The sequence below is a fragment of the Pseudomonas sp. 14P5.3.2 genome (assembly GCF_057799175.1).
Genome location: NZ_JBYOKU010000008.1, coordinates 20,119 through 33,570, shown reverse-complemented (window position 1 = coordinate 33,570; position 13,452 = coordinate 20,119). Strand labels below are relative to the sequence as shown.

11 protein-coding genes are annotated in these 13,452 nt (G+C 59.8%); 6 read left to right on the top strand and 5 right to left on the bottom strand.

The features are described 5' to 3' along the window. Nucleotides 1-35 precede the first annotated feature (35 nt). From mdtD to yccS, 4 genes are all read left to right on the top strand, one after another. Entirely contained in the window at nucleotides 36-1,475 is a 1,440-nt protein-coding gene (mdtD, locus tag AC27VU_RS08600) for a multidrug transporter subunit MdtD (protein WP_400508897.1), read from the top strand. Between the two features lie 229 nt (nucleotides 1,476-1,704). Then, nucleotides 1,705-3,090, top strand: a complete 1,386-nt coding sequence (dbpA, locus tag AC27VU_RS08595) for an ATP-dependent RNA helicase DbpA (protein WP_103485210.1) — start codon at nucleotides 1,705-1,707, stop codon at nucleotides 3,088-3,090. A gap of 152 nt (nucleotides 3,091-3,242) precedes the next feature. Next, a complete protein-coding gene (locus tag AC27VU_RS08590; protein WP_003229001.1) occupies nucleotides 3,243-4,421 on the top strand; it encodes a BaiN/RdsA family NAD(P)/FAD-dependent oxidoreductase in 1,179 nt (392 codons plus the stop codon). A 227-nt stretch (nucleotides 4,422-4,648) separates the two neighbouring features. After that, nucleotides 4,649-6,832 carry a YccS family putative transporter gene (gene yccS, locus AC27VU_RS08585; protein ID WP_103522146.1) on the top strand — a complete coding sequence of 728 codons (2,184 nt, stop codon included), beginning with the start codon at nucleotides 4,649-4,651 and terminating at the stop codon, nucleotides 6,830-6,832. A 127-nt stretch (nucleotides 6,833-6,959) separates the two neighbouring features. On the opposite strand, the gene AC27VU_RS08580 is transcribed toward yccS, so the two are convergent. Further along, nucleotides 6,960-7,697 (bottom strand): substrate-binding periplasmic protein, encoded by a 738-nt coding sequence (locus AC27VU_RS08580; RefSeq protein WP_103522145.1) that lies wholly within the window; start codon nucleotides 7,695-7,697, stop codon nucleotides 6,960-6,962. A gap of 256 nt (nucleotides 7,698-7,953) precedes the next feature. Here AC27VU_RS08580 and AC27VU_RS08575 point away from each other — a divergent pair, with 256 nt between their 5' ends. Further along, the gene (locus AC27VU_RS08575) at nucleotides 7,954-8,406 is read left to right on the top strand and encodes a GNAT family N-acetyltransferase (RefSeq protein ID WP_003229004.1); all 453 of its coding nucleotides are present in this window, start codon (nucleotides 7,954-7,956) and stop codon (nucleotides 8,404-8,406) included. A 116-nt stretch (nucleotides 8,407-8,522) separates the two neighbouring features. Here AC27VU_RS08575 and AC27VU_RS08570 read toward each other — a convergent pair whose 3' ends face one another. The 3 genes from AC27VU_RS08570 to AC27VU_RS08560 are packed head-to-tail and all read right to left on the bottom strand — an operon-like array spanning nucleotide 8,523 to nucleotide 11,499. Beyond that, the gene (locus AC27VU_RS08570) at nucleotides 8,523-8,819 is read right to left on the bottom strand and encodes a winged helix-turn-helix domain-containing protein (RefSeq protein WP_003229005.1); all 297 of its coding nucleotides are present in this window, start codon (nucleotides 8,817-8,819) and stop codon (nucleotides 8,523-8,525) included. A gap of 21 nt (nucleotides 8,820-8,840) precedes the next feature. Continuing rightward, nucleotides 8,841-9,332 carry a M48 metallopeptidase family protein gene (locus AC27VU_RS08565; RefSeq protein ID WP_003229006.1) on the bottom strand — a complete coding sequence of 164 codons (492 nt, stop codon included), beginning with the start codon at nucleotides 9,330-9,332 and terminating at the stop codon, nucleotides 8,841-8,843. Between the two features lie 43 nt (nucleotides 9,333-9,375). Continuing rightward, nucleotides 9,376-11,499, bottom strand: a complete 2,124-nt coding sequence (locus tag AC27VU_RS08560) for a putative bifunctional diguanylate cyclase/phosphodiesterase (protein ID WP_488723869.1) — start codon at nucleotides 11,497-11,499, stop codon at nucleotides 9,376-9,378. A gap of 335 nt (nucleotides 11,500-11,834) precedes the next feature. On the opposite strand from AC27VU_RS08560, the gene AC27VU_RS08555 reads away from it, so the two are divergent. Further along, on the top strand, nucleotides 11,835-12,503 hold the full coding sequence (locus AC27VU_RS08555) for a polysaccharide lyase family 7 protein (RefSeq protein ID WP_201136378.1): 669 nt from the start codon (nucleotides 11,835-11,837) through the stop codon (nucleotides 12,501-12,503). 219 nt (nucleotides 12,504-12,722) lie between these two features. Here the strand turns inward: AC27VU_RS08555 and AC27VU_RS08550 are convergent, their stop codons facing one another. After that, complete coding sequence (locus AC27VU_RS08550) at nucleotides 12,723-13,169, bottom strand: hypothetical protein (RefSeq protein ID WP_488723868.1); 447 nt, start codon at nucleotides 13,167-13,169, stop codon at nucleotides 12,723-12,725. Between the last annotated feature and the right edge of the window lie 283 nt (nucleotides 13,170-13,452).

Here is a 13,452-nt window from a genome sequence, read left to right as displayed (position 1 = left end):
ACAAGCATTCGGATCAATAACCCACAAGAGGTTCCATGCCCACACGCCCGCCTCTCGACGCCATTACCGCCCGCTGGTTGCCGTGGGTCGTCGCCATTGCGTTCTTCATGCAGTCCCTCGACGGGACCATCCTCAACACCGCCCTGCCGGCCATGGCCAAGGATCTGGCCGAAGACCCGTTGCGCATGCAGGGCGTGGTCATCGCCTACATGCTCACCGTCGCCTTGCTGATTCCGGCCTCGGGCTGGATCGCCGACCGCTTTGGCACCAAGAAAATCTTCTTCGGCGCGATCCTGCTGTTCAGTTTCGGCTCACTGCTCTGCGCGTTATCCAGCAGCCTGACCATGCTGGTCGGCGCGCGGGTCATTCAGGGCCTCGGTGGTGCGCTGATGTTGCCCGTCGGGCGGCTGGTGGTGCTGCGCGCCTACCCGCGTTCGGAACTGGTGCGGATCATGGGGTTCATCACCATTCCCGGTCTGCTCGGCCCGCTGATTGGCCCGACCATGGGCGGCTGGATGGTGCAATACCTGACGTGGCACTGGATCTTTCTGATCAACCTGCCGGTCGGCCTCATCGGTTGCTACGCGGTGTGGAAATTCATTCCCGACCTGCGCGGCACCGAGCGCACGCGTTTCGATAGCCTCGGTTTCCTGCTGTTCGGCGCGGCGATGATTCTGATCACCATCGCCATGGAAGGCCTGGGCGAACTGCACTTGCCGCACCTGCGGGTGATGTTGCTGCTGTTCGGCGGGCTGGCCTGTCTGGCGGCTTACTGGTTGCGTGCCGGGCGTGTCGAAAATCCACTGTTCTCGCCATCGCTGTTCAAGACCCGGACCTTTGCGGTCGGGATCATCGGCAACCTGTTCGCCCGTCTGGGCAGCGGTGCCCTGCCGTTTCTGGTGCCGTTGCTGCTGCAAGTGGCGCTGGGTTATTCACCGGCGCAAGCCGGGATGAGCATGCTGCCACTGGCGGCGGCGGCAATGATCGCCAAGTGGGTGGCGCGACCGCTGATCGAACGTCTTGGCTATCGCATCGTGCTCACCGGCAACACCCTGGCGCTGGGGATCATGCTGGCGAGCATGGGCCTGGTCAGTGAGCAGACGCCTTATTGGCTGTTGCTGTGCCTGCTGGCGATTCTCGGCGCGATCAACTCGCTGCAGTTCACCGCGATGAACACCGTGACCCTGATCGACCTCGACGACGCCAGCGCCAGCAGCGGCAACAGCTTGCTGTCGGTGGTGGCGCAATTGTCGCTGAGTCTGGGGGTGGCCTGCGCCGGTGCGCTGCTTGGCGGCTTCACGGCGGAGATCGGCAACGACGGCGTCGAAACCGTGCTGGGTGCGTTCCAGCTGACGTTTGTCACGGTCGGAGTGATGGCGATGCTGGCGGCGACGATCTTCTCGCAACTGTCGAAAGAGGACGGCCGCCGGGTCAAACGCCCGGATGAACATCCGGATGAACACATCGAACACTGACCAAACAGTGAAGGCCTTTGTGGCGAGGGAGCTTGCTCCCGCTGGACTGCGCAGCAGGCCCCCGCTTTTTGAGTTGAAGAGCGGGGCGCTTCGCGCCCCAGCGGGAGCAAGCTCCCTCGCCACAGTTGATCTCTTTCCATGAGATTCAGGCACTGTTCGTCCAGAACTTTCGAGGAAAGTGGCACGGGGCTGCTACACTGCGCGACATTTTGTTTTGCAGGCCAGTCCCGTGACCACCATCGCCACCGCTTTTAATACTCTGCCGCTGTCCGCCGCCATGCTGGCTAACCTCGAATCCCTCGGTTATGCCCAGATGACGCCGATCCAGGCGCAGAGCTTGCCGGTGATCCTCAAGGGGATGGACCTGATCGCCCAGGCCAAGACCGGCAGCGGCAAGACCGCCGCGTTCGGCATCGGCCTGCTGAACCCGATCAACCCGCGTTACTTCGGTTGCCAGGCGCTGGTGATCTGCCCGACCCGTGAGCTGGCCGACCAGGTCGCCAAGGAAGTCCGGCGTCTGGCCCGTGCCGAAGACAACATCAAGGTCCTGACCCTGTGCGGCGGCGTGTCGTTCGGCCCGCAGATCGCTTCGCTGGAGCACGGCGCGCACATCATCGTCGGCACCCCGGGGCGTATCCAGCAGCACCTGCGCAAGGGTTCGCTGGTGCTCGACGGTCTGAACACGCTGATCCTCGACGAAGCCGACCGCATGCTCGACATGGGCTTCTACGACGCCATCGAAGACATCATCGAAAAGACTCCGGCACGCCGTCAGACCCTGCTGTTCTCCGCCACTTATCCGGTGGGCATCAAGCAACTGGCGTCGAAATTCATGCGTGATCCGCAAACGGTGAAAGCCGAAGCGTTCCATGACGACACGCAGATCGAACAGCGCTTCTACGAAATTTCTCCGGAAGAGCGCATGAGCGCAGTGACCAAAGTCCTGCACCACTTCCGCCCGGACTCCTGCGTGGCGTTCTGCTTCACCAAGCAGCAGGTGCAGGAAACCGTCGATCACCTGACCTCCAAAGGCATCTCCGCCGTCGGCCTGCATGGCGATCTGGAACAGCGTGACCGCGACCAGGTGCTGGCGATGTTCGCCAACCGCAGTACGTCGGTCCTGGTCGCCACCGACGTGGCCGCCCGTGGTCTGGACATCGATGCGCTGGACATGGTGATCAACGTCGAGTTGGCCCGTGACTCGGAAATCCACATTCACCGCGTTGGCCGTACCGGTCGTGCCGGCGAGAAAGGCATTGCGGTCAGCCTCGTTGCGCCGTCCGAAGCGCATCGCGCGCAAGCCATCGAACAGCTGCAGAAAGCTCCGCTGAACTGGGATCAGGTCGACAACCTCAAGTCCCAGGGCGGCGCCCCGCTGCAGCCACCGATGAGCACGCTGTGCATCGCCGGCGGGCGTAAAGACAAAGTGCGTCCGGGCGACATCCTCGGCGCACTGACCGGCGACGCCGGCATCCCGGGCGCGCAGGTGGGCAAGATCGCGATCTTCGACTTCCAGTCGTACGTGGCCGTTGAACGCACCGTGGTCATGCAGGCGCTGCAGCGCTTGAACAACGGCAAGATCAAGGGCCGCTCGCTGCGCGTGCGGGTTTTGTAAACGATCTTCGCCCCAAAGAAGATCTCCTGTGGGAGCGGGCTTGCTCGCGAATGCAATCTGTCAGTCGACATCATGTTGAATGACACACCGCTTTCGCGAGCAAGCCCGCTCCCACAGTTTGTTTTGTAGCGACCCACCAAGAGGACACCGTTTTGCGCTCTACCGAAGTCGTGATCATTGGCGCTGGCGCCGCAGGGTTGATGTGTGCACTGACCGCCGCCGGGCGTGGGCGTCAGGTGTTGCTGCTCGACCACGCGAACAAGGCCGGCAAGAAAATCCTGATGTCCGGTGGTGGCCGCTGCAATTTCACCAACATGTACACCGAGCCGAGCAATTTCCTCTCGCACAATCCGCATTTCTGCAAATCGGCACTGGCGCGCTACACCCAGTGGGATTTCATCGGCATGGTCGCCAAGCACGGCGTGCCGTACCACGAGAAGAAACTCGGTCAGTTGTTCTGCGATAACAAATCCAGCGACATCCTCGGCATGCTGCTCGACGAGTGCGATCAGGTCGGCGTCGAGCTGCACCTGGACACCTCGATCCAGACCATCGAGAAAGTCGAGAACGGTTACCTGCTCGACACCACCCTCGGCCAGGTTCAGTGCCAGTCGCTGGTGATTGCCACCGGCGGGCTGTCGATCCCGACGCTGGGCGCTACAGGCTTCGGTTATCAGGTGGCCAAACAGTTCGGCCATGAACTGCTGCCGACCCGCGCCGGACTGGTGCCGTTCACCATCACCGATCAGCTCAAGGAACTGTGCACCGAACTGTCCGGGACCTCGGTGGATTGTCTGGTCAGCTGCAACGAGCAGAGCTTTCGCGAGAACATTCTGTTCACTCACCGTGGCCTCAGCGGCCCGGCGATTCTGCAGATCTCGTCGTTCTGGGAGCCGGGCGACACCGTGGAGATCAATCTGCTGCCGGATCACGACACCGCCGCATGGCTGCAGCAGCAAGTGGCCGAGCGCCCGAACAGCGAGCTGAAAACTTTGCTTGGTGAGATCTTCACCAAGAAGATGGCCAATCTGCTGGCGGACAACTGGTTCGTTTCCAAACCGATGAAGCAGTACACCCACGCCGAACTGGCGCAGATCGCCGACAAGCTCGGCAGTTGGAAAGTCGTCCCGGCCGGCACCGAAGGCTACCGCACCGCCGAAGTCACGCTGGGTGGCGTCGACACCCGCGAGGTGTCGTCCAAGACCATGGAATCGCTGAAAAGCCCGGGCCTGTATTTTGTCGGCGAAGTGCTCGACGTCACCGGGCATCTGGGCGGTTTCAACTTCCAGTGGGCCTGGGCCTCGGGTTACGCGGCTGCGCAGTACGTCTGATCCAACACAAATCAAAAACTGTGGGAGCGGGCTTGCTCGCGAATGCGCTGGATCAGTCGACATACATGTTGAATGACACACCGCTTTCGGGAGCAAGCCCCCTCCCACAGTTGTTATGTGTGATGCAGTAAGGAACACTTTTTGCTGTCAGATGTGATCGGCGCCATTGCGTCGGCGTCATTACTGGCTCAATTTAGCGGCATCGCCTCGGAAGGCCTTCGCACTTCATGTCCTCGACCTCGTTTCGTCAGTCTTTGCGGCGCCTGTGGGCGCTGGATAAATTCAGCTACAGCGTGCGGGTGTTCATCGCCCTGACCGGCAGCATGGCGCTGTGTTGGTATCAGGATGAAATGGGCCTGCTGATCCCGTTGTTCCTGGGGATTATCGCCAGCGCCCTGGCCGAGACCGACGACAGTTGGCAGGGCCGCCTCAACGCACTGGCGGTCACACTGGTGTGTTTCAGTATCGCCGCGCTGTCGGTGGAACTGCTCTTCCCCTACCCCATCGTATTTGCCATTGCTCTGGCACTGGCCAGCTTCGGCCTGACCATGCTCGGCGCGCTCGGCGAGCGTTACGGGGCGATTGCCTCGGCGACGTTGATTCTGTCGGTCTACACCATGATCGGCGTGGATCAGCGCGGCGGCGCGGTCACCGATTTCTGGCACGAACCGATGCTGCTAGTGGCGGGTGCCGCGTGGTACGGCCTGCTCTCGGTGCTGTGGCAGGCGATGTTTTCCAACCAGCCGGTGCAGCAGAGTCTGGCGCGGCTGTTCCGTGAACTCGGTTTCTACCTGAAGCTGAAAGCCTCGCTGTTCGAGCCGATCCGCCAACTGGACGTCGAGGGGCGGCGGCTGGAACTGGCGCAGCAGAACGGTCGAGTGGTGGCAGCGCTGAACAGTGCCAAGGAAATCATCCTGCACCGGGTCGGCAATGGCCGTCCGGGCTCGAAAGTCAGCCGTTATCTGAAGCTGTACTTCCTCGCCCAGGACATCCACGAACGCGCCAGCTCTTCGCACTATCCGTACAACGCGCTGGCCGATGCGTTCTTTCACAGCGACGTGCTGTTCCGCTGCCAGCGTTTGTTGCGCCAGCAGGGCAAGGCCTGCCGCGCGTTGGCCGAATCGATCCAGATGCGCCAGCCGTTCGTCTACGACGCCAGTTTTGCCGAAGCGCTGACTGACCTCGATGCCTCCCTTGAACACCTGCGCATCCAGAGCAATCCGGCGTGGCGCGGCCTCCTGCGTTCGCTGCGCGCACTGGCAGCCAACCTCGGCACCCTCGACCGTTTGCTCAGCGACGCGAGCAACCCGGATGCCTTGGCGGACGCCACCGACAGCAGCCTGCTCGACCGCTCGCCGCGCAACCTCAAGGACGTGTGGATTCGCCTGCGTACGCAACTGACACCGACTTCCCTGCTGTTCCGCCATGCCCTGCGCCTGCCGCTGGCGCTGAGTATCGGCTACGGCATGGTGCACTTGATTCACCCGTCGCAGGGCTACTGGATCATCCTGACCACCCTGTTCGTCTGCCAGCCGAACTACGGCGCGACCCGGCGCAAACTCGGGCAGCGGATTCTCGGCACCGCCATCGGCCTGACCGTGGCGTGGGCACTGTTCGATCTGTTCCCCAGCCCGCTGGTGCAGTCGTGTTTCGCGATCGCCGCCGGGGTGGTGTTCTTTACCAACCGCACCACGCGCTACACGGTGGCGACCGCCGCGATCACGATCATGGTGCTGTTCTGCTTCAACCAGATCGGCGATGGCTACGGGCTGTTCCTGCCGCGCCTGTTCGATACCCTGCTCGGCAGCCTGATCGCCGGCCTGACGGTGTTCCTGTTCCTGCCGGACTGGCAGGGTCGACGCCTGAATAAAGTGCTGGCCAACACCCTGACCTGCAACAGCATCTATCTGCGCCAGATCATGCAGCAATACGCCGCCGGCAAGAGCGACGACCTCGCCTATCGCCTGGCCCGACGCAACGCGCACAACGCCGATGCGGCGTTGTCGACCACCTTGGCCAACATGCTGATGGAGCCGGGGCATTTCCGGAAGGAGGCGGATGTCGGCTTCCGTTTCCTGGTGCTGTCACACACTCTGCTCAGTTACTTGTCCGGACTGGGCGCGCATCGCGAAACGCAGCTACCGGCGGACGTGCGCGAACAGTTGATCGACGGTGCCGGAGTGAAACTGGCCGCGAGCATCGACGACATCGCCCAGGGGCTGGCGAACAAGCAGCCGGTGGCGATTCAGAGTGACGAAGAGGAAGCGCTGGCCAACGAGCTGGAGCAGATGCCCGACGAGATCGATGAAGGGCAACGGCTGGTGCAGACCCAACTGGCGTTGATCTGCCGGCAGTTGGGGCCGTTGCGGACGTTGGCGGCGCACCTGATCAAGGACACCAGCGAAGCCTGAGTTTTGCGGTGTTTGTCAGGGCCTCTTCGCGAGCAAGCCCGCTCCCACAGGAGAACGCATTCCAAATGTGGGAGCGGGCTTGCTCGCGAAAGGACCATCAGCCACACAGCCATTTCCGGATCAGCCCCTACATCCCATGCTGACGCAACAACCGGTCATAACTCCCATCCGCCTTCATTGCCGCAATCGCCTTATCAAACCCGGCCACAATCTGTTCATGCTCAGGGTTCTTCAGGCTCACCAGAATGTGCAGGCTGTTCTCGCTCAACGGCTTGGGCAAAAACTCCACCGCGTTGCGCACTTTCGGTGATTCGCGGGCCAGGTAATAACGCGCGACGTATTCATCTTCCAGGGTCAGTTTGACTCGATCCGCCGCGAGCATGCGCACGGCCATGGCGAAGTTATGCACAGGGACTTTCTCGAGCGCGGTATCCGCATCGAACGCCTGCGAGTAGGCATAGCCGCGCACCACCGCCACCGGATAGGTGTGCAGTTGCTCCAGGTTGCTGTAGTCCAGCGGCGTATCTTTGCGCTTGAGAAAGCGGATGCGATTGAGCAGGTATTCGCCAGAGAACTGGCCGAGTTTGGTGCGTTCGTCGTTGTACCAGGCGTTGACCAGAACGTCGTAGCGCCCCTCGCCAACCCCCAGCAGCGCCCGCGCCCACGGCACCTGCTCGTAGTCGCTGGCATAACCGGCCCGCGCCAGCGCGGTGCTGACGATGTCGGTGGCCAGGCCGCCGTTGACCAGCGTGTCGTCGGTAAACGGTGGCCAGATATCGAACACCAGCCGCAACTTGTCCGCTGCGGCGGTTTGGGCCAGCAAGAGCAATCCGACCAACGCAAAGGCTCGATGCAGTCGCGGCATGCTTGAAAATCCTTAGCGGGCGAGTTGCCCGGCGTGTTTTCAGTCAAAACCCCAAGGCCCCTTACCGGCGAAACCCAGGCCCTAACATTAGCTCATTGAAGCCAGTGCACAGCGCTTTCCAGCAGATTACACAAAGCAGCAGCCGCCGCGAGAAAGGAATGATGGCATTTTGACCTTTGTCACAGACTCTTCCGCCATACAGACATCCAGGGCCTGTGCGCTTAGTATCGGGCGACGGAGTTCAAGGAGGTGGAAGATGACAATCGAGTGGATCTGCAAGCATCACAGCGATCTGGGCAAAGAGCAGCTGTACGCGCTGTTGAAGCTGCGCTCGGAGGTGTTCGTGGTCGAACAGAAATGCGCCTACCCGGACCTCGACGGCCAGGATCTGGACGGCGACACCCATCACCTCATGGGTTGGGAAGATGATCAGTTGATGGCCTATCTACGCCTGCTGGATCCCGAATCCCAGGGCGGTGACGTGGTGATCGGCCGCGTGATCATTGCGCCGCAGGGCCGTGGCAAAGGGCTGGGGCATGTGATGATGGAACACGCACTGAAACAGGCCGAGAAGCATTGGCCGCAGGTGCCGATCTATCTGTCGGCGCAGGCGCATTTGCAGGGGTATTACGGCAGGTACGGGTTTGTCGTGGCGGGTGAGGAGTATCTGGAGGATGACATTCCGCACATAGGCATGCGTCGTCCTTGAGGGCCCCTTCGCGAGCAAGCCCGCTCCCACATTTTGATCGCATTCCATCTGAAGGAACTCGGTCTACGGTGGGAGCGGGCCTGCTCGCGAAGGCGTCAGCTCAGGCACTGCGAAACTCAGGGATACTCCAGCACAGCCTTGATCTGCCGCAGATTACGCTCGATCCACCCGCGATCAATCGCCCCCCACTCGCGAATCCGATAGCGCCCGGCATGGTTGCGCGCGCCCTCTTCCTGCTCGAATTCACAGACGATATCCAGATCCGCCAGCGCGGCGATCGTGTCCTGCGCCGTGCGCCGGGGCATGCCGGTCACTTCGGTCAGCGCCGGGACGCTTGGGGCTAGGCCGCTGTCGATCAGGTAGGCCACATACAGGCGCCGGTAAAAACTGCTTTTGGTCTTGCTGACGTCCATCCACACGCTCCTTGTTAACGGCTATTGCAGATCCCGCCACGTCAGGTACACCCGCAGATCGAACTCGACCTGGTGATACCCCGGCAGCATGTGCTCGCACAATTTATAGAAGGCCTTGTTGTGGTCCGATTCCTTGAAGTGCGCCAGTTCATGCACGACGATCATCTTCAGGAACTCGGGTGCCGCCTCCTTGAACAACGAGGCGATGCGAATCTCTTTCTTGGCCTTGAGCTTGCCGCCCTGCACTCTTGAAACCGTGGTGTGCAGGCCCAGCGCGCGGTGCGTCAGGTCGAGGCGGTTGTCGAACAGCACCTTGTCGATGGCCGGCGCGTTGCGCAGGTATTCCTGCTTCAGGTCCAGCGCGTAGCTGTACAGCGCCTTGTCGCTCTGCACGTCGTGACGCCCCGGATAGCGTTGGCTCAGGTAGTCACCCAGACGCTGTTCGGCGATCAGTTGGCGCACCTGATCCTGCAATTGCGCGGGATAGGCCTGGAGGTATTTCAACGCAGTCATGGACACGGCAACACGGTTCGAAAAGAGCGCCAGTGTAGCGAATTCAAACCGGCAGCGCGCCCCAGTCGAAGGGCTCGGCGAAGCTGGCGGCGTCTTCGGAGGTCAGCGGGCGCGCCACCAGGAAACCCTGCACATATTCGCAGCCATGCGCTTGCAGCCATTGGTACTGTTCGATGGTTTCCACGCCTTCGGCGATCACCAGCAAACCGTACTGCTTGCACAGATTGATCACGTTGCTGACCAGCGCCGCGTCGCGCGTCGAATCCGGCAGCCGCGCGATCAGGTGTCGATCGAGCTTGAGCGTGTCCAGTTCCAGATCACGCAGATGCGCCAGCGAACACGGTCCCGAACCAAAATCATCCAGCGCCACGCGCACCCCGAGATTACGCAGCAGGCGCAGCTGTTTGCGGGTCTCGTCGGGGTTGTGCATCAGCGCGTCTTCGGTGATTTCCACCTCCAGTTGCCGCGGCTGCAACGAGTGCCGCTCCAGCACCTGGCGTAACTCGGTGACCAGGTTCGGCAGCCCGAACTGGGTGTTGCTCAAACTCACGCCAAGCACCAGATCCTCGGCGAACAGGGTTTCCCAGGCTTTGCGCTGGCCGGCGCCGCGATGATAAATCCAGCTGCCGAGCCGACTGATCAGTCGCGCCTCTTCCAGCAACGGCAGGAACAACCCCGGCGGCACATCGCCGACGCTCGGATGCTGCCAGCGCAGCAACGCCTCGAAACCGCGGATCTGCCCGCTGTCGATCGCGACCTGTGGCTGATACACCAGATTGAAATCGCGGTTCTCGATGGCGTTGCGCACGCTTTCCTCGAGCATCAGCCGCGAGCGGGCGCGACCGTTCATTTCGTGATCATAAAAACGATACTGCTGACGCCCGGCGCGCTTCGCCTCATACATGGCGATGTCCGAGGCGCGCAGCAAGCCGTCGAGGTTAGAACCGCAGTCCGGGTAGGTGGCAATGCCGATACTCGCGCCGAGGGCGATGTCCAGCCCTTCGATCTGCTGACAGATCGACACCCGTTCGATGAGTTTCTCGGCAATCTTCGCCGCTTGCTCGGGGAATTCCAGATCGAGCAATGCGGTGAACTCGTCACCGCCCATACGCGCGAGAATATCGAACGGTCGCAGGCAGGCTTTCAACTGCTCGGAGACCCAGCGCAGCACCCGGTCGCCGGCATCGTGGCCGAGGGAATCGTTGACCCGCTTGAAACCATCGAGGTCGAGGTACAACAGCACCCAACTGCTGTCGCTGCGTTCACCGCGCAGCAGCAGGTTTTCCACCGTCTGATAAAAGCCCCGGCGATTGAGCAGACCGGTCAACGGATCGGTGACCGCTTGAAATTCCAGCTGCTGATGCAGGTGACGCACCACCGACATGTCCAGCACCGTCACCACCATCGCCCGCTGCTCGGAGGGCAGCGGCGCGCAGGACAACGCCACCGGCACCTGTTGCCCCGGCGCCGTGCGCAACAACGCATCGTGCAGACGCAGGGTCTCTCCGCGTTTATAGCCGGCCAACAACTCGGAATCGGCCCACAGCGGGATGTGCGGTTTCTGCAGATAATCGAGAAATTCCTCGCCCTCCAGCTCCTTCACCGGTGCATTCAGCAGCCGCGAAATCGCCGGGTTGGCGAAGCGGATCAAGCCGTCCTCGCCGAGTACCAGAATGCCTTCCGCCGCGTTATCCAGTACCGAGGCATTGAAGGCCCGCGCGACCTCCAGATCATGACTCAGGCGCTGCAAGGCGCGGCGGTTGCGCTGGTGTTCGAGCAACGCCTGGACTTTCGGTTTGAGGATCTGCGGATCAAACGGCTTGAACAGATAATCCACCGCACCACTGGCGTAGCCCTTGATCACAGCGTCCTGGGACTGTTCGTTGGCGGTGAGGAAAATGATCGGCGTGAGGCGTGTGCGCTGGCTGCCGCGCATCAATCGCGCGACTTCAAAGCCGTCCATGCCCGGCATCTGCACATCCAGCAGCACCAGGTCGACGTCGTGTTCGAGCAGCAGATTGAGCGCCTCGAAGCCGGAGGCGGCGGTCATGACGTGCCAATCCTGACGCTGCAGCAACGCGCGCATGCTGATCAGGTTTTCAGGGTAATCATCAACGATCAAAAGGACAGAGCTGCCTTCACCTGGCTGGGGTTGCGCGCATTCCATGCTGCTTCTCTTGTCGGGACATCTCTTGTCGGGATATCGGTCGGTTTCTTGTGAAAACCGTACAGTTACTGAGTCATCACTCTAGTCCCGGAACTGTGAAAGCAGAAGCTGTCACGCCGCCATCATTTAGCCAAAGCGACGATTTACCGACTAACGGTCACCCCTGCAGCCCGCGGAAACCGGCACAGATGGCATTTCGACAGGATGTTGACGCCAATCATCTGCCAAACGGGCGTTAACAAAAAAGTCCTCTACGCTTATAAAGGCCGCCCGAAAAGGCGCGGGCTAGAGCTTCTGGCACTCGCGTTCAGGATGAATTGAGTGGAAGAACCGACATGATCGATCTCGCAACCTGGAACCTCAGCGTTCCCGTCGGCAATCCGCCGTACACCGTCGAAACCTCCAAACTGGTGAATGGCTTCAAGGATCAGTACTTCCATTCCGACAGCGGCACGCTGTTTTTCTGGTCCCCGGTCACCGGGTCAAAAACCGAAAATGCCATCTACCCGCGCACCGAACTGCGCGAAACCTTCAGCAACGGCACCCTGCGCAACTGGTACTACCCGGACGCCGACAACACCCTGCGCGCGACCCTCGCAGTGAACAAGGTGCCCAGCTCCGGCAAGATCGTCATCGGCCAGATCCACGCCTATGAAAGCCAGAAGCCGATGGTCAAACTCGAATACCAGTACAAGGAGAAGACCCAGACCGGCAACCTGGTGATCAAGGTCCGCATGCACCCGGACGATGACGAAAGCCGTGTCATCACCCTGGCGACCGGTATCAAACTGGACAACGAATTCAACTACCTGATCCACCTCAGTCCCGGCGGCGCGCTCGGCGTGAGCGCGGCAGGCTATCAGTGGGATTCACAGATCAGCGCAACCTGGCGGAATAAGCCGCTGTACTTCAAGGCTGGCGTGTATGTGCAGGACAACACCGGGTATACCAGTGAGGGTGGGCAGGTGACATTTACCAAGCTGGATATTGATCACGACAAGTGATATCGGCGGCCTCAAGACCTACGCAAAACCCTGTGGGAGCGGGCTTGCTCGCGAATACGGTGGGTCAGCAACATTAATGTTGAATGACGGTCCGCATTCGCGAGCAAGCCCGCTCCCACAGGGGATCAACTACGTGATGAGATCAAAGGGGTGTCTAGTCTTGAAACGGTTTAAACCTATTTCAGGACTAGACACCTTGTTCTCCTTTCCCGCCCTTTCCTACAAAGCAGAAGTAGGGAAATTTACATCAAAAACTCCATCCGAAACTGCGAACCCCTTATTGCCTGGCTCCTTATAAAAACTAAACTTTCCTTCAATAACTCCAGAGCTATTTTTTTCCAGTACAAATAATCCAGATTGAGGCCTCCATGCAGGGGCATATCGCGCGTCGCATACAAAATCGATTACATTGGGGAAGTCGGGATAATAGTGATATGTACCTGGAATAAGATTCTTGGAGAATAAAAACCAAATATCTTCTGAATAATGTTCAGTATGGCTACTTGTATGCACATAAATGTTGTCAGAGTAATCTCCATAAAGATGGGTAGATTTATACTCAGCTTTGTCTTCGCCACTTTCGCCATCCTTGCCGTACAAGATACAGCTGACCTTGCCACTGAGCTCATGCTTTTTAAATTTCTCACGGACATCAATGCTTGACATATCAATTTCTCCATTACATAGAAGGAACAAAATCAGTAAAGGGAGGGATAAATATATTTATCGTTACTTCCTCTCTGATTGCATTGAGACGATAGGCTGCAATGAATTTTAAATCACCTGTAATAAATGACAGTTCTTTATACGATTTCGAAATAAGACACGCACGCTTTGAATAAACGAAGCTACTTTCCTATCAAACAGACTTATACATTCAGCGAAATCCCGCGCAGGGAAAAACGTCACAAATATCGGATTAATCGATAGAAACACTAAAAAACCTTTT